Raw genomic sequence first — 19,048 nt, 5'->3', positions numbered from 1 at the left:
GCAAAAACGCTCAGAATTCAAATGCGTGAGCACGTTCGAAGCCCGGTAGTGGCTTAATTGCCGCATTAAAGGCACGCCTTCCGGTTACAACCCCCCCTGCCTTGACAAACAGCCGGGCCACGCCAGAGTTGCCACGCCCTTCGACCGCAACCAGGCGTCCATCTTCCGCGAGCTGGTCAAGCAATGCCTGCGGCACTTCCTCGACGCTGCCGCCGATGAAGATGACGTTGTAGGGCCCTTTGGCGGCCTGCCCTTGCGGCAGCGGCCCGGTAACGACCGTGACGTTTTGGCAGCCAAGGCTGGAAAGTGTTGATTTCGCGGCCTCCGCCAGCGCTGCATCGCTCTCCAGCGCGACGACGGAACGCGCGAGCCTGGACAGCAACGCGGCGGAGTAGCCGGTGCCGCAACCGACATCGAGCACCGAATCGCTCGCGTCGATCTCGGCCAGCTGCAAAAGCTTGGCGAGCGGCGACGGCTCCATCAGGTAGCGTGCGCCGCTGCCATTGGCGCCGTCGGAAATGCGGATGTCTTCGTCGATATAGGCCAGATCCTGCTGTCCGGCGCCGACAAAGGCCTCGCGCGGAACGCTCAGCATCGCTTCGATGAGCGGCCCGCTGGTCACGTCTGTGGTGCGGATCTGGCCGTCGACCATCTTCACGCGGCGTTCGGAGAAATCAGCGTTCATGTCCCAACAATCCGCTCCCCGCGCCAGGCGCGCGGCCAAAACTTCAACCGGAACCCCGCTCCGGCGCGATTGCGCTGGAGCCCGCAAGCATCTGGAGGCCTCGCCCGGAATCGAACCGGGGTGCAAGGATTTGCAGTCCTCTGCGTAACCACTCCGCCACGAGGCCTCGCAATGCTCCCGGCGTTCCGAGCGAACTCATTATGTTGGCGCTCAAAGGTCGTCAAGCGCTCGCGCGTCATTCCCGGCGCTTTCGCATCGAGCGCCAAAGTGGTGATTACCAATCGGTTTCATGGGTCCGGAATCACTGCGGCGGAGGCCGCCCCGTGCTCTCAGTCGGGCCGCCGCCGGCGTTCCCACCAGACGACGAAACGCCGCCGGTGGCGTCGGATCATCGCGAATTCATAGGATAGAACCAGGAGACCGAGCGGAATCATCCAGAAACCGAGAATCGGCAGAAAGCCCAGAAGCCCGCCGAGCGTAAGTAGCATGCCGATCGCGATTCGCCAGCCGCGCGAGCGCGGCATGGTGAACTCGCGGCCGAAGATCGAAATCTTCCGCGCCGGGGCGTTGTCATCATCCGCTGCGGTCATTCAAGCCAGATCCCATCTGCTGCCTAAGCCATGTCAAGACGACAACCGGCCGCTTTGTTCCGCGCCGGTGTGAAGCCCTTCATATGTGGGCGCGCCGAACGATGGCACAAATAGCCGCATCAAAAACTGGAGAAAAATTGCGAAATGCTTCTTTGCAAAGCCGAAAGGTGTTTGCTATAGGCTGCGCCACTCACGTCAGAGCCTCCGTTCCCCGGTAGCTCAGTGGTAGAGCAACCGGCTGTTAACCGGTTGGTCGCTGGTTCGAATCCGGCCCGGGGAGCCAAGTTCCACTCGGAACGCCTTGTATCTCGACGTTTTCAAAGCCCGGCCTTTCCCAGCGGTCCACATTCCGGCACGCTCGAGGTTCAACCTCAAGGTAATGTCCGTCAAGCGCATCCACGACTGTGCCGAAACCGTCTGATTGTTGTCTGTTTCCAGATGCTGGCGATGCAGAATTGAGGGCAGGCGCCCGCCAAAAAAACCCGCCGGCCCATGGCAAGGCAGCGGGTTTTAAACGGCGGCCGCATCCATGCGGAATCGACCGCCTCAACCCGTCACCCGAGCGCATTGGGATCATTCCCTAGCGGGAGAACGGTGTGATGTGCTGATAGAGGGGAGGCTTCAGCCTCCCATCTTCTTGGCCATCGCGCAGAAGTCCGCGTGCGCCTTGTTGATGGTTGCGTCGCCGCAGTCTTTCAAAATCGCTGTACGCTCATCCGGCTTCATGGCCATCCAGGCAGTCTTGAAATCCGCCTCGGTTCTCAATGTTTTCATGCCAGCGTCGGTGAAGAACGGCGACATCTTGGCCGGGTCGTCGAGCGCAGACGTGCCGGTGCTACTACCGGCCATCGCGGCACTACCCATCATTGCGAGCGCAACTGCGCTCATGCAGAGCATCTTGATTTTCATTTAAATATCCTCCGGTTAGGTCCCAATGAAATGTGACCGTGACGAAAGAACGCGCAGTCATTCGAGACGTTCCCACGCGTTGCAAACAACCAAGGCGGTTGCGCCCGAATTACAGTGACGGTGCAGCCTCACATTGCTCCAGGAGCGCTGGCTCTGATCATTAGCCACCGTAATTCCGCCAAATCTGAAGCCTGGCATCTCGATTGCTCACCAATTGAACTAACGCAGACAACGACGTTAGGCCCAACGGAATGGGCATTCAGTCCAAATTGCTGGTCTTCACGAGGCCAAATAACCTTGCGAAGGAAAGGCAGGGGCAAATGGCCTGGAAACGAGCGATTGCTGTCAAAGACTGGTCTTGCGCCATGAGTGACGAGATTGGCCGCGTGGTCTTGGCCATAAACTCGACCGAAGGTGAAACGACCTACGTTCTGATGACAACCTTCCAGGCGGCGAAAATGGCTCAGGAGCTGCGGTCGCCGAAGATGGTCCCCCGATACGACATGTAGCCAGTCCAGCGGGGTTCCTAACGCATGATTGTTGAATTCGCAGGTCCGGCTGGGTCAGGCAAAACGACATTTGCGCATGCGCTTTATGAACAGTTGCGGGCTCACGGACACCCTGCACGGATTGTTCTCACTGACCGGCGGGTTGTTCACCGATCCATGCTGGACCCCGGCGGCATTGTCACTGCGATGTGTCGAGTCGCTCGCGCGGCTGCACGCTCGATTGGCATGGCCTGTCGCCCATCCGCAAATGCCGTCGACTTCAGAATTCGCGCAAACCTGGTGCACACACTGCCTCCCAGAAACGTGATCTGGCGCATCAGGCTAAGTCAATACGTTCTCCGCCTTGCCCGCGCATGGCGCCAATCTGCCGCGAGCGAGGAAATTCTTATTTTCGACGAAGCCTTCGTTCAGGCGGTTTCGATGCTCGCCTGCTTCAGTGGAACAGCAGATGAGACGTGCCTTGCACACGCGCTGGATTTCATCCCGGAGTCGGACGTGGTGGTTAGAATCGACGCCTGCGAGCAACTTCTCATCGAGCGGCTTCACCGGAGACAGAAGAGCCACACCTTTGCCGAGCGTTTGTTCGAAACCGGATTGGACAAAAGGCTTCAGTCGGCCACCGTCGTGGCGCGCGTATGCGGCTTGCTGACGGCACGCGGCCGGTCGATCATTGACGTCGACGCCAACAATCAACGTGCACTAACGCTGGCGATCGACGAAATCGAAGAGGAAATCTTGGCGAGGTACAAACGCAGCTTGCACTCAGCAGCCTATCCGCCAATCCCGTTGGATTGAGTGGCGGCCTACAACGGACTTCCATTCACCGTCGGCGAAGACGGCTGCAGCCGCCAAACGTCTACACCCGCACGGGCAGTTCGGTCACCGTAGTTCCAGGAACAACCGTCGATTTATTGGCAAGGCGGGTCTTGGTTCCCACTGGCTGGCTAGGCATCCTCCATTCGTATGGCAAGAATCTTGGGTCGGGCTGATAGGCTCGATCTCAGCCGGAGCGTTGCGAGCCTTGCTGGTCAGGCCCGGCCTGACTGGTTCTACCCCGCCAGCCTTGCCGGGCCGCTTCGCCGAGGTGACGACCCACTGTCGTCGCCGGCTAGGCCTCGTCCTCTTCGATGCCAATGCTGTCCCCATCGCCATGGACCTTGTTCCGGTCCCATTCGTTGGTTTTGTCGGGCGGCAGCATTTCGGATTTCGCGTTGCTTGTCCTTGCGCGGCTTGGGACCTGTCAGATCGCGCGATGATTTAGGGTCGATTGAGCTTATCCCCGCGGTCGAACAGAATGCCAACGGCAGGCGGGCTCGAATGTCCTGCTGTGGGATGCAGCCGCCTGACTTGTAAGCGTTCGCCGCTGCTTGCCAGGGCCGGCGGCCCGGTGCGAGGCTAGCAAGCCAGGTGGCTTGGGAGCGCGGCGGTTCGCCGTCGATGTCCGTCGTTGCCTTCATTCAACAGTTCCAGCAGCGCGGTACAATCGATCAGATCGTGAAACTGGGCGCTTGGGTCAAGCCGAAGGCAGGAGCCGTAAGATCGCAGGCTTCGCAGCCCCTGCATTTTTTGCAGCCTCGCCCGACGTTCCGCTTCTCCCGGCAATGGCCGAGTTGAGCTTTTGTCCTTTTCCATCGGAGACTGCATGAGCAGCCCCTCCCTGAGGTTTCGGTCGCAGCGACGATCCTATAACTCGCGCAACAACGCTGCCATCATCCATTTGCAGGCCAACGCCTCCGGCGGGACTGAGGTGAACCCGGCATCCGGCGACAGGAACCTTTGCGGAAAACACCCGTTGACTCTGCTGCGAGAGGGGTCGACGATATCTGGGATCCGTTGCCTTGGACGCAAAAACTGACAGAAAAGAGCGCGAAACCGCTCCCGCCGAAGAATCGCGTGCTCAGCCGCGGTCCGATCGGCAGCAACGCCCGCCGGGCGACGACAAGCGCGTCGAAGACAGACCCGTAGAAGACAAGCGCGACGACGAGCAGACGCAAGACAGGCAGGCGAATGACGGTTCGTCCGACGGCAACAAGCCCGGTCTCGTCAAGCGCCACCCCTACATAGCGACGCTCATCGCGATCCTCGTCTTGTTGGTCGTCGCGGCGGTGGTGATCTGGTGGATCAACGCACGTCAGTATGAATGGACCGACGACGCCTTCATCGACGCGCGAACGGTAACGGTCGGCGCGGAAATTGCCGGGCGCATCACCGACGTTGCCGTGACCGACAACCAGCCGGTCGAGGCCGGCGCCGTGCTTCTGCGCATCGACGACAGCGACTACCAGGCCTCGCTCAAACAGGCACAAGCCGGCGTGGCGGCGGCGCAGGCCGAGATCGCCAACGTCCAGGCCCAGACCCAGGCGCAGAACGCCAAGATCGATGTCGCCGGAAAGCAGGTGGCCCAGGCGCAGGCCGCGTTCGAATTCGCCAAATCCGAGGACCAGCGCAACCGCGAGCTGCTCGCCAAGGGCACGGCGACGCAACAACAGGCACAGCAGGCCGCTTCGACCTTGCGCCAGGACCAGGCAGCGCTCGATGCCGCCAACGCCAATGCCGAGGCGGCGAAAAGCCAGGTTGCGGTTCTGCAGGCACAAGGCAAGAGCGCCGAGGCCAAGCTTCGGCAGGCTGAGGCCACCGAGGATCAGGCCAGGACCACTCTCGCCCGCACGATGATCACGGCGCCCGTGGCAGGCCATGCCACTAACATCACGGCGGCGAAAGGCACCTATGCGCAGCCCGGCCAGGTGCTGATGATGTTCGTGCCCAAGGACGTCTGGGTGAAGGCGAACTTCAAGGAGACGCAGCTCGACCTGATGCGGCCGGGCCAGCCCGTCGACATCGCCATCGACGCCTATCCGGAAAAGACCTTCCATGGCCATGTCGACAGCGTCCAGGCCGGCAGCGGCACGGCGTTCAGCCTGCTCCCGGCCGAAAACGCCACCGGCAATTTCGTCAAGGTGGTACAGCGCGTGCCGGTCAAGATCGTCTTCGACCAGCCGCCCGGCGTCTATCTCGGTCCCGGCATGTCTGTGGTGCCGACGGTCAAGGTCAGATGAGCGATGCCGCAACAGTCCAGGGCGACCAAAGCCGGTCGGCGGCCGGCGGGCGCAACCCCTGGCTCATCGCGATCGTCGTCTCGATCGCCACCTTCATGCTGGTGCTCGACACCTCGATCGCCAATGTCGCGCTGCGCAACATCGCCGGCAGCCTGGCCGCCGGCATGGATGAAAGCACATGGGTGATCACCACCTATCTCGTCGCCAACTCCGTCATCATCCCGGTCAGCGGCTGGCTCGCCAGCGTCATCGGCCGCAAGCGCTATTACATGATCTGCGTGGCCACATTCACGCTCGCATCGCTGCTGTGCGGACTGGCCCCCAATCTGCCGACGCTGATCGCCTTCCGCATCCTGCAGGGGCTCGGCGGCGGCGGCATGGCGCCGAGCGAGCAGTCGATCCTCGCCGACACTTTTCCGCCGGAGAAGCGCTCCCAGGCTTTTGCCCTCTACGGCATTGCGGTCATCGTTGCGCCAACGGTCGGCCCGACCATCGGCGGCTGGCTGACGGACAATTTCTCGTGGCATTGGATCTTCTTCATCAATGTGCCGTTCGGCATCATGTCGCTGGCGCTCGTGCAATGGCTGGTGATCGAGCCCGACATTCTCGAGCGCGAGCGCCGCGAGCGGCTGAGCAAGGGGCTGAAGGTCGACTGGATCGGCTTCATCCTGGTGGCGATGGCGCTCGGTTGCCTCGAAGTCTTTCTCGATGAGGGCCAGCGCAACGACTGGTTCGCCTCGACCTTCATCACCATCTTCGCCGTGATCTCGGCGGTGTCGTTCCTGCTGCTTGTTCCTTGGGAGTGGACGAGGCGCGATCCGATCGTCGACATCCGCCTGCTTTTCAGCCGTCAGTTCGGCATGTCGTTCCTGGTCATGATGGCGGTGGGCGCGGTGCTCTTCAGCACCACGCAGCTTTTGCCGCAACTGCAGCAGACGACCTTCGACTACACCGCCACCCTTTCCGGCCTGTCGATGATGCCGGGCGGCATCGCCATGCTGATGCTGATGCCGATTTCGGGCTTTGCCGCCGGTATCGTTCAGCCGCGCTATCTCATCATGCTGGGCATGTCGGTGGTCGCGGTCGCGCTCTGGCACACGACTTCGCTGACGCCCGATGCCAGCTTCGGTTTCTTCGCCTATGCGCGCGTCTATATGATGATCGGCCTGCCGTTCCTGTTCATCCCGATCTCGACCGCCGCCTATGTCGGCCTGCCGCCGCAGAAGACCGATCAGGCGTCCTCGCTGATCAATGTCGCGCGCAACCTCGGCGGCAGCATCGGCGTGTCGCTGTCCAACACGGTGATTGCCCAGAACGCCCAGCTCCATCAGTCGGTGCTGGTCAGCCACACTGCACAATCGAGCGACACCTATCAGCAGACGCTTCGCCAGATAACCGACCATTTCGTCGCCGAAGGCTCACCGCTGGCCGAGGCCAGGCAACAGGCCGTGGGTTGGATCGGCCAGGAGATCGGCCGCCAGGCTACGCTGCTCGCCTATGTCGATGTCTTCTTCTATTGCGCGGTAGCGACGGCGCTGCTCGTGCCGCTCGCCCTGCTGCTGCGGCCGCCGAGGCCCGGGGCAGCCAAACGGCAGGACAGTCCCGCCGTGTGACAGAGCCGCTTGCAAAAGGATGCTTGTGCGTCAATGTCGGGCGATGGTGCGGCAAATTTGGAGGGGACTATGCGCAACATCACAATATCGGCACTGCTGGCGATAGCCGCCGTCTACGCGACCGCGGCCAACGCTTTGGACAGCGGCAACACGCCGGTCGTGGTGACGCCGCTGGCGGCGAAGACGACGACCGCATCGGGCCAGCCGATCACGCTGCCGCAAAAGAATGTCGAGGTTCAAGTCTCGTCATACCAGATAGCCCCCGGCGCTACCCTGCCGGTGCACAAGCACCCCTTCCCGCGCTATGCCTATGTCGAGCAAGGCACGCTCAGGGTCGCCAATGTCGAGACCGGTGCCGCCAACACCTACAAGACCGGCGACTTCATCGTCGAGATGATCGGCCAGTGGCACCAGGCCACCAATATCGGCACCGATCCGGTAAAGCTGCTGGTGATCGATCAGGTCGAGCAAGGCGCCAAGAACACGATCCTGAAACAGTAGCCGGCGAGAGGCCCGCTTCGGAGCGGGCGCCCTCCTCCCACCTTATCCCCAAGCGCCCACGGGTTGCCGCGTGGTGGCGTTCAGGCGGTTGAACGCATTGATCAGCGCGATCTGGATCACCAGGGCGGCGAGCGCCTTGTCGTCATAGTGGCGCGCCGCTTCGTCCCAGACGTCGTCCGGCACCGCATCGGAACGGTCGGCCATGCGCGTCGCTGCCTCTGCAAGCGCAAGCGCCGCGCGTTCGGCTGCGGTGAAATAAGGCGTCTCCCGCCATGCCGATACGGCGAAGATCCGCTCGTCCTTCTCGCCGGCCTTCTTCAATTCACGCGCATGCATGTCGACGCAGACGGCACAGGCATTGATCTGGCTGGCACGCAGATGAACGAGCTTGCGCGTCACATAAGGCAAGCCGCCGGCTTCGGTCGACTTGTCGAGCGCCAGCAGCGCCTGCAGCGCGCCGGGAATGAGCATCACCGGGTTCTTCAATCTTGCTTCCATCGTCGGTCTCCTTCAGACGTTTTCTGCGAGCCCTGGATGCAGACGCATCAGGGGACTTGCACCACATGCCGGCGCAAATGTCGGGATCAGCCCGGCCGGGCGGCAACCTGCTCAAGCCGCTCCAGGATGCGCGGCCAACCGCTTCCCATGCCTTTGTAGCCAGGCTCGTCCTGCGGCCTGAAGCCGGATTGCTCCATCCGTACCCGGGTGGCATCGCCTTCTGGCGTCAACGACCATGTTACCACCGTCTTCAGGCCACTGTCGGACTCGCTGCCGTCGCCCCAGCTGTAGGCGAGCAGCCTTGGCGGTTCGACCCTCAGCACCACACAGTTCGTCACGCCCGACCAGCCGGGCACGGGCTTTGCGCGAAAGGTGAAGCGATGGCCTTCGACCGGCGCGAAGTCGTTCTCCATCAGCCATTCGGCAACGAGATGCGGAAACGTCAGCGCACGCCAAATCTTGTCGGCGCCGTGTGGAATGAGCCGCTCGACAACGATCGATTTGGTTTCATCCTTCGTCGGGTCTTTGGCGATACCGTCCATGGCATCCTCCTTGTCCAATTGTTCCAACAATTTCAGCAAAGCCGCGAGACAGCGCTTCCAGTGACGGCTGGCGCGTCGATAGCTCTGCGCATCACGCGGCCTGAAGCCCGATTGTTCCACGCGCAGATGGGTGCCGGTTTCGGTCGGCGTCAGCGTCCAGGTGACGACAGTCCTCAGGCCGGTCTTTGTGCGATCCTCTTCACCATCTCCAGGCGGCAGGCCGTCCTTCCCATTACATCAATAACTCACCAGCTATGGGTCATCTATAACCTGACAGTTATGAATGTCAACGGCATTCTGCACCAAGCCCCGATAATCACCGCCGGACCCTGGATCGATCGTTGCGGCTTTCGCGGCAATCGCCGCGATGCTAGGGCTGGCGATCAGTTGAAATATGGATGGACATTGGTGACCCACGCCCGACTCCCCCTGATCGAAATTTGCGTCGAAGGCATTGACGGGCTGCTCGCCGCGCAGGCCGCCGGCGCCGACCGGGTCGAGCTCTGCGCCAGCCTGATCGAAGGCGGCATCACACCGAGCCTGGGCACGGTGCGCGCCGCGCTCGAAAGCGCGACCATTCCCTTCCATGTCATCGTGCGCCCGCGCGGCGGCGACTTCCTCTACAGCGAGGCCGAATACCGCTCGATGCTCACCGATGTCGAAGCGCTGCGCGAGCTCGGCGTGGCCGGGGTCGTCGTCGGATGCCTGACCGCCGACGGCGCCATCGACGAGGCGCGCATGAGCGCATTGGTTGAGGCCGCCGGCCCGCTCAACGTCACCTGCCACCGCGCCTTCGACATGACGCGCGATCCGGCCGAGGCGCTCGAAGCCTTGATCCGCTGCAAGGTCGGCCGCGTGCTGACCAGCGGCCAGCGCGACACGGCGGTCGAAGGCGTCGGGCTTCTGGCGGAACTCGTTCGCCAGGCCGGCTCGCGCATCATCATACTCGGCTGTGGCGCACTCGCCCCCGACACGATTGGCGAGGTCCGCAGGCGTACGGGACTGACCGAGATGCATTTTGCAGCACTTGCGGACGTGCCGAGCGCCATGCGCTACCGCAACCCGAATGTCGGTATGGGCGGTAACGACGTCGACCGCGAATACCGCAACACGGTGACCGATCAAGCCAAGGTGGCGGCGATGATCGCGGCCGCGAGAGGCTGATGGCGCAAGTGATGAGCAAGGAATTGCTGCCGATCGAACGCGTCTCGCCCGCCGACGAGCCCGCCATCCTCGCGCTCAACAACGAGCATGCGGCGGAGCTGTCCTGGCTCGAGCCGGAACGGCTTTCCTTCCTGCTCGGCGAGGCTTTCTACACCCGCCGGATCGGCGCGCTCGAAGCCTTCATCCTATGCTTCGACCAGGACGCAAGCTACGACAGTCCGAACTTCCTCTGGTTCCGCGAGCGCTATACGCGCTTTGTCTATGTCGACCGTGTGGTGGTTGCGGCCGGGGCGCGCGGCCGTGGCCACGCCCGACGGCTTTACGAGGATCTGTTCGAGCATGCCCGGCGCGCCGGCCACGCGATCGTCACCTGCGAGGTCAACGCCGATCCGCCCAATCCGGCCTCCGATGCCTTCCACACAGCGCTCGGCTTCGCCGAGGTCGGCGATGCGGTGATCCACGGCGGCAAGAAGTCGGTCCGTTATTGGGCAAAGCCAATCGCCGCCTGAAGATGCCTCCGAAGCCGCTGGCAAGGAAAACAAGCCGCAGCTAATATGGCCGTTCCGCTGGTTGGGGGCGACGTCATGGCGAGCAATGTCTTCCGCTTCGACGAAAGCTGGGACATCCCTGAAGGCACGCCGCAGGAAGTTTGGGACGTGCTGTCGGACGCCCAGCTTCTGCCGCTCCGGTGGGGCGATGCCTACAAGGAGATCGAGCCGCTCGACAGGAAGGGCAAGGGCGTCGTCGGTGCGCGCGCCAGAGCGAGAGCGCGCGGCGCCCTGCCCTATGAGCTGAACTTCATCATCGAGGCCGCCGAGCTCGACCCCGGCCGGCTGGTGGTGGTGAAGACCTTCGGCGATTTCGACGGCCTGTGGCGGGCGGAGCTGTCGCCGTCCGGAGCAGGCACCCATGTCGATCTGGTTTGGCAGGTCACGGTCGAGAGGCCGATCCTCAAACTTCTGGCGCCGATTCTGAGATCAGCCTTCGCCTGGAACCATCGCTGGACCACGCCGCGCGGCGAAGCCGGGCTCCGCCGCTACCTCGCTGCGCAACGAGCGACGAAACCTGCTTGATCACCAGTTTCGGTTGAGCCAGCCGCGGGCGGGTTTCTCGACGATGTAGTAGCTCGCGAGCGCACAGGCGAACACGGCCGCCAGCATCGGGATTGTCGCGCTGCCGCGCTCATCGACGAATTTGTAGAAAGGCTGCTGCCACAGATAAAGCGAATAGGACCACAGGCCAAGCATCACCATCGGCCGCGACGACAACGGCCCCGTCAGGTAGCCGCCCGCGAAGTCGAGCGTGTTGATGGCGAGCGCCAGCAGCGGCACGCCGACAAGATAGTGGATCGTGGTCGGCACCGGATCGAGGAACAGCAACACGCCGCCAACCGCCGCCGCAAGCGCCACATGCTGGTTTTGCAGGAAAGCCGGCAGGCGCCCGTCGGCCTTGAGCAGGCAGATCGCGGCGGACAGCAGGATCGAGGCGATATGCACGTCGCTCCGCCAGTAACTGGTCTCGTAGCCCATGCCGAGAATGCCGTACGAAATGGCGCCGTTGGCCATTGCCAACAGCGCCAGCACCACCAGCAGCCGCACGACATTCGCCCGACCGGTAACCACCACGCTGATCAGCGCCAAAAGGATATAGGAATGCTCCTCGACGCAGAGCGACCAGATGTGGTCGAGCGCGCCGGCGCGGGTGATCAGGACGCCGGCGTAATTGTAGGTGAAGGTCAGCGCCGTCAGCGCCGCTTTCCACTTGAAGGCGATGAAGGTTCCGGTCAGGCCGATCATGGCGGCAATCACGAACATTAGCAGCGCTGGATAGATGCGCGAGAAGCGGCGCTTGAAGAATTTCTTCAGCGGAAAGCGCTCGATGAACAGGATTTCGCCCATCAGCCGGCCACTCAGCACGAAGAAGAACTCGACGCCGAGCACGCCGAGATTGAGCCCTGGGACCGGAAAGAAATGGCCGACCAGCACCATGGCGATCGACAAGCCTCGCCAACCGTCGAGATAGGCCAGTCTTGCCCTGGCTTCCCTGTCGGTCGCGGCCCGCGGCAGGACAACGGACGCTGCGGAGATGTCGGTCATACCGTGCCTTCGCGACTTGAGGTCCGCATGCGAAACATTGCCCGCAGCCTGGACCATCTGGTATTCCCGCCGGATTTATTTTGCAGTGCGGGATAACTTTGTGCAAGTGCGAAGCCGCAATTCGACAGGCGTTTGCGCCTAAACCATTGCCGCAGCGAAAGAAAAAGGGGCCGCGAGGCCCCTTCTTTGAGGCATGGCGTCGCCGTTCAGGCGTTGGCTGCGGCCACGGCGCGCTTGGCCATCACCGCGATCAAATTGGCGCGGTAATCGGCGGAAGCATGGATATCGCTCATCAGCCGCTTTGCCGACACTTTGAGGTCGCCGAGCGCCGCGACATCGAAATTCTTCGCCAGCGCTGCCTCGATTTCCTTGGAGCGGAAGACGCCGTCCTCGCCGGCGCCTGTCACTGCCGCCCTCACCCCGTCCTTGCCCTTGGTCACGAACACGCCGACGATGGCGTAGCGCGAAGCCGGGTTGCGGAATTTCTGGTAGGCCGCCTTGGCGGGAGCGGTAAAGCTCACCGCCGTGACGATCTCGCCGTCCTTCAGCGCTGTCTCGAACAGGCCCTTGAAGAACTTGTCCGCCGCGATCTCGCGCTTGTTGGTGATGATCGTCGCGCCCAGCGCCAGCAATGCCGCCGGATAGTCGGCCGCCGGATCGTTGTTGGCGATCGAGCCGCCGATCGTGCCCTTGTAACGCACCGCCGGGTCGCCGATCAGCGATGCCATATGTGCAAGCGCCGGGCAGGCCTTCTTCAGCTTCTCGTCGGTGGAGACGTCGTAATGCGTCGTCGCGGCACCTATGGTCACGGTCTTGCCGGACACCTTGATGCCCTGCAGGTCCTTCAGCCGCGAGACGTCGACGAGGTCCGACGGTGCCGCGAGCCGCGTCTTCATCGCCGGGATCAGCGTCATGCCGCCGGAGAGCAGCTTGGCGTCGCCGTTCTTCAGCAGCCTTGCGGCGTCGGCGACGGAGGAAGCGCGATGGTAGTTGACGGAATACATGGGATCCTCCCCTACAGTGGTTAGGCAGTAGTGAGTAGTCAGTAGTCGGTAGGCCCGCTGCCGGAGGTGGCACGGTTCCCTATTCGCTACTCACTACTCCCTACTCACTCATTTCTTCGCCCGAATGGCCGACCACACCGTGGCCGGCGATGCCGGCATGGCGATGTCGACGACGCCGAGCGCATCTGTGATGGCGTTGATGACCGCCGGCGGCGAACCGATGGCGCCGGCCTCGCCGCAGCCTTTGACGCCGAGCGGATTGCCCGGGCACGGCGTGTTCGAGGTCGAGACCTTGAAGGACGGCAGGTCGGCCGCGCGCGGCATGGTGTAGTCCATGTAGCTTGCCGTCAGGAGTTGGCCGCTGGCGTCGTAATGCGCGCCTTCCAGCAACGCCTGGCCGACGCCCTGGGCGATGCCGCCATGCACCTGCCCTTCGACGATCATCGGATTGATGATGTTGCCGAAATCGTCGGCCGCGACGAACTGGACGATCTCCGTCATACCGGTTTCCGGATCGATCTCGACCTCGCAGATGTAGCAGCCGGCCGGGAAGGTGAAGTTGGACGGATCGTAGAAGGCCGTCTCCTTTAGCCCGGGCTCCATGCCCGCCGGCAAATTGTGGGCGGTGTAGGAGGCAAGCGCCACCTGGAACCAGGGCAGGCTCTTGTCGGTGCCCGCGACCTTGACCTCGCCATTCTCGATGACGATGTCGCCCTCGTCCGCCTCCAGCAGATGCGCGGCGATCTTCTTGGCCTTGGCCTCGACCTTGTCGAGCGCCTTGACGATGGCCGACATGCCGACGGCGCCGGAACGCGAGCCGTAAGTGCCCATTCCCATCTGCACCTTGTCGGTGTCGCCATGCACGATCGAGACGGAGTCGATCGGCACGCCGAAGCGCTGGGTGACCAGTTGCGCGAATGTCGTCTCATGGCCCTGGCCATGGCTGTGCGAGCCGGTGAGCACCTCGATCGTGCCGGCGGCATTGACGCGCACCTCCGCCGATTCCCAGAGGCCGACGCCGGCGCCGAGCGAGCCGACCGCCGATGACGGCGCCAGGCCGCAGGCCTCGATATAGCAGCTCATGCCGATGCCGCGCAGCTTGCCCTGGTTGGCGGCGTCGGCGCGACGCTTGGTGAAGCCGGCATAGTCGGCGGCTTTCATCGCCGCATCGAGCGAAGCGTTATAATCGCCGGCGTCATAGTTCATTATGACGGGAGTCTGGTGCGGGAAGGACGTGATGAAGTTGCGGCGTCGGAGTTCCGCCGGCGACACGCCAAGCTCGCGCGCCGCGGTCTCCATCGTGCGCTCGAGCACATAGGTGGCCTCCGGCCGCCCAGCTCCGCGATAGGCATCGACGGGCGCCGTGTTGGTGTAGACGGCGCGCACATTGGCGTGGATCGCCGGGATGTTGTACTGGCCCGACAGCAGCGTCGCGTAGAGATAGGTCGGCACGCAAGACGAGAACAGCGACATGTAGGCGCCGAGATTGGCTATCGTATCGACCTTGAGAGCGGTGATGCGGTTGTCCTTGTCGAAGGCCATCTCCACCGTCGAGACATGGTCGCGGCCATGCGCATCCGAAAGGAAGCTTTCGGTGCGGTCGGCCACCCATTTGACCGGGACACCGGTCTTCTTCGATGCCCACAGGCAGACGATCTCTTCCGGATAGATGTAGATCTTGGAGCCGAAGCCGCCGCCGACATCGGGCGCGATCACGCGCAGCTTGTTTTCCGGCGCGACGTTGTAGAAGGCGCTCATCACCAGTCGCGCGACATGCGGGTTTTGCGACGTCGTCCAGCAGGTATAGTGGTCTTCCGCCTTGTCGTAGTGCCCGAGCGCCGCGCGCGGCTCCATCGCATTCGGCACCAGCCGGTTGTTGACGATCTTCATGCGCGTGACATGGGCCGCCGACTTGATCGCCGCGTCGGTCGCCTTGGCGTCGCCGAGCTCCCAGTCGAAGATCAGATTGTTCTCGGCCTCGGCATGGATCTGCGGCGCGCCGGGTTGGATCGCCTTCGTGGCATCGACCACGGCCTTCAATTCCTTATAGGTGATCTCGACCGCTTCGGCCGCATCGCGCGCCTGGCCCTTGGTCTCGGCGACGACGACCACCACGGCGTCGCCGACATAGCGCACCTTGTCGACAGCGAGTGGCGACCACGCGCCCATCTTCATCGGCGTTCCGTCCTTGGAATGGATCATCCAGCCGCAGATCAGATTGCCGATGCCGTCGGCCTTGAGCTCCTTGCCCGTCAGGACGCCGACGACGCCCGGCATGGCTTGCGCCTTCTTAACGTCGATTTTCTTGATCTGCGCATGCGCGTGCGGACTGCGCACGAATACCGCATGCTTCATCCCGGGGACCACCATGTCGTCGACATAGCGGCCGCCGCCGGTGATGAACCTCTTGTCTTCCTTGCGCGCCACGCGGGCGCCGACGCCTTCGATACCCATTGCGGAAATTCCTCCGGAATTTAGGGGAGTAGTGAGTAGCGAATAGTGAGTAGGAAAAGATTTGGAGTAGGGGTCGGTCACAGAGACGCCGACCATTCGCTACTCACTATTCGCTACTCACTACTCACTCATCTCACGCTGCCTGCTTCGCCTTGCCCTTGGCGCCCTTCGACATCGCCTCCGATGCGGCGAGGATCGCCTTCACGATGTTGTGGTAGCCCGTGCAGCGGCAGATATTGCCGTCGAGCTCGGCGCGCACAATCGCTTCGTCGAGGCCTTGCGGGTGACGCGCGATCATGTCGGTCGCGGCCATGATCATGCCCGGCGTGCAGAAGCCGCATTGCAGCCCGTGATGCTCCTTGAACGCGGCCTGCACCGGATGCAGCTCGGCGCCGTCGGCCAACCCTTCGATGGTGACGATGCTCGAGCCGGAAGCCTGAACGGCGAGCATCGTGCAGGACTTCACCGCCCGGCCGTCGACATGCACGACGCAGGCGCCGCATTGCGAGGTATCGCAGCCGACATGCGTTCCGGTGAGGCCGAGATGTTCTCGCAGGAAATGCACCAGCAACGTTCGGTCTTCGGTACTACCGCTGACCCGTTTCCCATTCACAGTCAACGACACGTCCGACATGCAGCCTCCCTGGGTATTAACCTTGGTCCTCACCTTGCCGATGCCGTGCCTGTGCTTCGGCAGCGCGCAATTGCGTACCGTACAACGGGCAAAACAGTGCTGCCAGCGCTGCGTCCCTTGTACTTTCGGTCATGGCCGATAGCCTGTTGAGCATGATGCCCGGCCCATTGCCAAATCAGGGATTGAGGGCAAAGATGCCCTCGACGCGAAGCGTGCCTGACACGCATAAGAAAAGACACGCATAATCAGCGTTGGAGGAAATTGCGGAGAAGGCGGCTGGCCAGTTCTAGCACACGCTATGCATCGGGCCTTTCGGCGCTCACCACGGATGAGCCCGACCCGAACGTTTTTGCTCGGGCCATCGCGGCCGAAGCGGCGATCGTCGACGCCGGCTTCGCGCTTTTGTTCTTCTCCCAGAGCCTGGTCGACGCGGCGGCGCTCGCGCAGGCGTTGACGGCACACGCTCCGTCGCTTGCCTATGCCGGCTGCTCGACCGCCGGCGAGATCACGCCGCAGGGGCTGGAGGAAGGACATGTCCTTGCCCTGCTTCTGCCGTCGGCATCGTTTTCGACCGTCGCCACCATGGTCGAGAACCTCTCCTCGTCGGGCATGGACCGGATCACCGGCGAGGTCGCCTCGCTGCGGCGCCTGCTGCGCGGGCGCGTCGGCCAGGATCGGGCCAAGAACATATTCGCGCTCTGCTTCATCGACGGGCTGTCCTATGCCGAGGAAGCGGTTACCTCGGCCATCCACTGGGGGCTGGACGACATTCCACTGATTGGCGGCTCGGCCGGCGACGACCTGAAATTCGAGACGACCAGGCTGATCGCCAACGGCACGGTCGCGTCCGACAGCGCCATCGTCGTGCTGGTCGCGACCGAGATCCCCTTCCACGTCTTCAAGACCGATAATTTCATTCCGACCGACGAGAAGCTGGTGGTGACGGCGTCCGACCCGGACCATCGTGTCGTGCGCGAGTTCAACGCCACCAACGCGGCGGAAGAATATGCCGCCTCCGTCGGCATCGTGCCGCAGACGCTGACGCCGCTGAGCTTTGCCTCGCACCCCGTGGTGGTGAAGGTCGGCGGCGAATATTATTGCCGCTCGATCCAGCGCATGCACCCTGACGGCTCGCTGTCCTTCTTCTGCGCCATCGACGACGGCGTGGTGCTTTCCATCGCCCAGCCCAAGAACATGGTCGAAGCGACGCGCACCGCTCTCCAGGATGTCGAGCATCGGCTCGGCGGCATCGACATGATCCTCGGTTTCGACTGCGTGCTGCGCCGGCTCGACGCGCGCAACCGCCAGGTCTTCCGTGACATCTCCGAGCTCTATCGGACCAACAAGGTCATCGGCTTCGGCACCTATGGCGAGCAATATCGCTCGATGCATCTCAACCAGACCTTTACCGGCATCGCCTTCGGCGAGCGCCAGGCGGCCGAGTGAGCGCTGATGCCGCTTCGCGACATCGACGACCTCGAAAGGCTGAAGAAGATCAACGCCGCGCTGGTCAGCCGCGTCGAGCGCTCGATGGACCAGCAGGGCAACGCCTTCTCGCTGTTCCAGACCGCGATCTCGCTGGAAAACCGGGTGCGCAACCGCACCGAGGAATTGCACGCGACGCTGCGCCGGCTCGAGCAGTCGAACATCGACCTCAGCGCGGCGAAGGAGAGCGCCGAGCTGGCGAACCTCTCCAAGACCAGGTTCCTCGCCGCCGCCAGTCACGACGTGTTGCAGCCGCTGAATGCCGCGCATCTGTCGGTCTCGGCGCTGGCAGAGGTCCAGGCCAGCGATGAAGGCAGGAAGCTGGTGCGCCAGGTCGAGCGCTCGCTGGAGACGATGGAGGACCTGCTGCGCACGCTGCTCGACATCTCCAAGCTCGACGCCGGCGTGGTGCAGCCCGAGATCGTCGACGTCAGCCTGGAAGCGCTGTTCTCCTCGCTGCGCTCGGATTTCCTTCCGGAAGCGGCAAAGAAGGGCCTGTCGCTTAAATTCCGGCCCGTCAATGTCGCGGTGCGTTCCGACCGCACGCTGCTCAGGCGTATCCTGCAGAACATCCTCTCCAACGCGCTGCGCTACACCCGCTCCGGCGGCGTGCTGGTCGGCACAAGGCATCGCGGCGACACCATCCGCATCGACGTCGCCGACACCGGCTGCGGCATCCCCGAGGACCAGCGCGAGGCGGTGTTCGAGGAATTTCACCGCGGCACGTCCACGCTTGCCGATGCCGGGCTCGCCGGCGGGCTCGGGCTCGGCCTGGCGATCGTGCGCCGCATGGCGGCCGCCCTCGGCCACCCAGTCACCTTTTCCTCCAAGGTCGGGCGCGGCACCATCTTCCATATCGATGTGCCTGTCGGCATGGCCGCGGCCGAGCCGGCGATGGCTGCCGCCGACATTGAGCGGCCGCGCGGCTACGGCCTGTTCGGCACCAAGGTGCTCTTGGTCGAGAACGACATGGACGTGCTCTCGGCAATGACCTCGCTGCTCGAGCGCTGGCAATGCCTGGTGCGCGCCGCCACCTCGACCGACGATGCGCTCGACCTGCTCGGCGACACCGCGTGGGTCCCCGACATCATCATCGCCGACCAGCATCTCGACGGCGGCGATCTCGGCACGTCAACGATCGCCGAAGTGCGCGACTATCTCGGCCGGACCGTGCCGGCGCTGATCGTCACCGCCGACGGCTCCGAACCCGTCGCCAAGGCCGCCCGCGCCGCCGGCATAGAGCTGATGCGCAAGCCGCTGAAGCCAGCGCAACTACGCGCGCTGCTGGCGCATTTGTTGGCTTAGGCG

At 63.2% G+C, this 19,048-nt stretch carries 19 protein-coding genes and 2 tRNA genes; 11 read left to right on the top strand and 10 right to left on the bottom strand.

Annotated features, from left to right (window positions below; genetic code table 11):
* Positions 1 to 10: 10 nt before the first annotated feature.
* From LB535_RS07800 to LB535_RS07790, 3 genes are all read right to left on the bottom strand, one after another.
* Positions 11 to 685 (bottom strand): protein-L-isoaspartate O-methyltransferase family protein, encoded by a 675-nt coding sequence (locus LB535_RS07800; RefSeq protein WP_224631783.1) that lies wholly within the window; start codon positions 683 to 685, stop codon positions 11 to 13.
* Positions 686 to 777: 92 nt separating this feature from the next.
* Positions 778 to 851: transfer RNA gene (locus LB535_RS07795), tRNA-Cys, on the bottom strand.
* A 163-nt stretch (positions 852 to 1,014) separates the two neighbouring features.
* The gene (locus LB535_RS07790; protein ID WP_095765002.1) at positions 1,015 to 1,275 is read right to left on the bottom strand and encodes a hypothetical protein; all 261 of its coding nucleotides are present in this window, start codon (positions 1,273 to 1,275) and stop codon (positions 1,015 to 1,017) included.
* 208 nt (positions 1,276 to 1,483) lie between these two features.
* Here LB535_RS07790 and LB535_RS07785 point away from each other — a divergent pair.
* Positions 1,484 to 1,558, top strand: a tRNA-Asn gene (locus LB535_RS07785).
* 338 nt (positions 1,559 to 1,896) lie between these two features.
* Here the strand turns inward: LB535_RS07785 and LB535_RS07780 are convergent.
* On the bottom strand, positions 1,897 to 2,184 hold the full coding sequence (locus LB535_RS07780) for a hypothetical protein (protein WP_095765001.1): 288 nt from the start codon (positions 2,182 to 2,184) through the stop codon (positions 1,897 to 1,899).
* Between the two features lie 251 nt (positions 2,185 to 2,435).
* On the opposite strand from LB535_RS07780, the gene LB535_RS07775 reads away from it, so the two are divergent.
* The 5 genes from LB535_RS07775 (at position 2,436) to LB535_RS07755 (ending at position 7,863) form a co-directional block, all read left to right on the top strand.
* The gene (locus tag LB535_RS07775) at positions 2,436 to 2,693 is read left to right on the top strand and encodes a hypothetical protein (protein WP_176476901.1); all 258 of its coding nucleotides are present in this window, start codon (positions 2,436 to 2,438) and stop codon (positions 2,691 to 2,693) included.
* Between the two features lie 24 nt (positions 2,694 to 2,717).
* Positions 2,718 to 3,488 (top strand): AAA family ATPase, encoded by a 771-nt coding sequence (locus tag LB535_RS07770; RefSeq protein WP_224631782.1) that lies wholly within the window; start codon positions 2,718 to 2,720, stop codon positions 3,486 to 3,488.
* Positions 3,489 to 4,531: 1,043 nt separating this feature from the next.
* Positions 4,532 to 5,749 carry an HlyD family secretion protein gene (locus tag LB535_RS07765; protein ID WP_224631781.1) on the top strand — a complete coding sequence of 406 codons (1,218 nt, stop codon included), beginning with the start codon at positions 4,532 to 4,534 and terminating at the stop codon, positions 5,747 to 5,749.
* Complete coding sequence (locus tag LB535_RS07760; protein WP_224631780.1) at positions 5,746 to 7,362, top strand: DHA2 family efflux MFS transporter permease subunit; 1,617 nt, start codon at positions 5,746 to 5,748, stop codon at positions 7,360 to 7,362. Before LB535_RS07765 ends, LB535_RS07760 begins: the two co-directional genes overlap by 4 nt.
* 69 nt (positions 7,363 to 7,431) lie before the next feature.
* On the top strand, positions 7,432 to 7,863 hold the full coding sequence (locus LB535_RS07755) for a cupin domain-containing protein (RefSeq protein WP_140840507.1): 432 nt from the start codon (positions 7,432 to 7,434) through the stop codon (positions 7,861 to 7,863).
* Between the two features lie 42 nt (positions 7,864 to 7,905).
* On the opposite strand, the gene LB535_RS07750 is transcribed toward LB535_RS07755, so the two are convergent.
* On the bottom strand, positions 7,906 to 8,361 hold the full coding sequence (locus LB535_RS07750) for a carboxymuconolactone decarboxylase family protein (RefSeq protein WP_095764997.1): 456 nt from the start codon (positions 8,359 to 8,361) through the stop codon (positions 7,906 to 7,908).
* 86 nt (positions 8,362 to 8,447) lie between these two features.
* Positions 8,448 to 8,903, bottom strand: a complete 456-nt coding sequence (locus LB535_RS07745) for an SRPBCC family protein (protein WP_095765564.1) — start codon at positions 8,901 to 8,903, stop codon at positions 8,448 to 8,450.
* Positions 8,904 to 9,308: 405 nt separating this feature from the next.
* On the opposite strand from LB535_RS07745, the gene LB535_RS07735 reads away from it, so the two are divergent.
* The 3 genes from LB535_RS07735 to LB535_RS07725 all read left to right on the top strand — a co-directional run bounded on the left by LB535_RS07735 (position 9,309) and on the right by LB535_RS07725 (position 11,140).
* Positions 9,309 to 10,067 (top strand): copper homeostasis protein CutC, encoded by a 759-nt coding sequence (locus tag LB535_RS07735; protein ID WP_411969542.1) that lies wholly within the window; start codon positions 9,309 to 9,311, stop codon positions 10,065 to 10,067.
* A complete protein-coding gene (locus LB535_RS07730; protein WP_224631778.1) occupies positions 10,067 to 10,576 on the top strand; it encodes a GNAT family N-acetyltransferase in 510 nt (169 codons plus the stop codon). The genes LB535_RS07735 and LB535_RS07730 overlap by 1 nt, the downstream gene beginning before the upstream one ends.
* 75 nt (positions 10,577 to 10,651) lie before the next feature.
* The gene (locus LB535_RS07725; RefSeq protein ID WP_224631777.1) at positions 10,652 to 11,140 is read left to right on the top strand and encodes an SRPBCC family protein; all 489 of its coding nucleotides are present in this window, start codon (positions 10,652 to 10,654) and stop codon (positions 11,138 to 11,140) included.
* Here LB535_RS07725 and LB535_RS07720 read toward each other — a convergent pair whose 3' ends face one another.
* The 4 genes from LB535_RS07720 to LB535_RS07705 all read right to left on the bottom strand — a co-directional run bounded on the left by LB535_RS07720 (position 11,141) and on the right by LB535_RS07705 (position 16,255).
* Positions 11,141 to 12,220, bottom strand: a complete 1,080-nt coding sequence (locus LB535_RS07720) for an acyltransferase family protein (protein WP_224631776.1) — start codon at positions 12,218 to 12,220, stop codon at positions 11,141 to 11,143.
* 149 nt (positions 12,221 to 12,369) lie between these two features.
* Positions 12,370 to 13,167 carry an FAD binding domain-containing protein gene (locus tag LB535_RS07715; protein ID WP_224631775.1) on the bottom strand — a complete coding sequence of 266 codons (798 nt, stop codon included), beginning with the start codon at positions 13,165 to 13,167 and terminating at the stop codon, positions 12,370 to 12,372.
* Positions 13,168 to 13,275: 108 nt separating this feature from the next.
* Positions 13,276 to 15,621, bottom strand: coding sequence for a xanthine dehydrogenase family protein molybdopterin-binding subunit (locus LB535_RS07710; protein ID WP_224631774.1), 2,346 nt, complete (start codon positions 15,619 to 15,621; stop codon positions 13,276 to 13,278).
* A gap of 133 nt (positions 15,622 to 15,754) precedes the next feature.
* Positions 15,755 to 16,255, bottom strand: a complete 501-nt coding sequence (locus LB535_RS07705) for a (2Fe-2S)-binding protein (RefSeq protein WP_140840520.1) — start codon at positions 16,253 to 16,255, stop codon at positions 15,755 to 15,757.
* A gap of 261 nt (positions 16,256 to 16,516) precedes the next feature.
* Here LB535_RS07705 and LB535_RS07700 point away from each other — a divergent pair, with 261 nt between their 5' ends.
* On the top strand, positions 16,517 to 17,701 hold the full coding sequence (locus LB535_RS07700) for an FIST N-terminal domain-containing protein (RefSeq protein WP_224631773.1): 1,185 nt from the start codon (positions 16,517 to 16,519) through the stop codon (positions 17,699 to 17,701).
* Positions 17,702 to 17,707: 6 nt separating this feature from the next.
* The gene (locus LB535_RS07695) at positions 17,708 to 19,045 is read left to right on the top strand and encodes a hybrid sensor histidine kinase/response regulator (protein ID WP_224631772.1); all 1,338 of its coding nucleotides are present in this window, start codon (positions 17,708 to 17,710) and stop codon (positions 19,043 to 19,045) included.
* Positions 19,046 to 19,048 lie beyond the last annotated feature (3 nt).

Source organism: Mesorhizobium sp. CA10 (genome assembly GCF_020165285.1).
Taxonomy (GTDB): Bacteria; Pseudomonadota; Alphaproteobacteria; order Rhizobiales; family Rhizobiaceae; genus Mesorhizobium.
The sequence above is the reverse complement of the archived record's forward strand: the minus strand, read 5'-3'. Positions and strand labels throughout refer to the sequence as shown.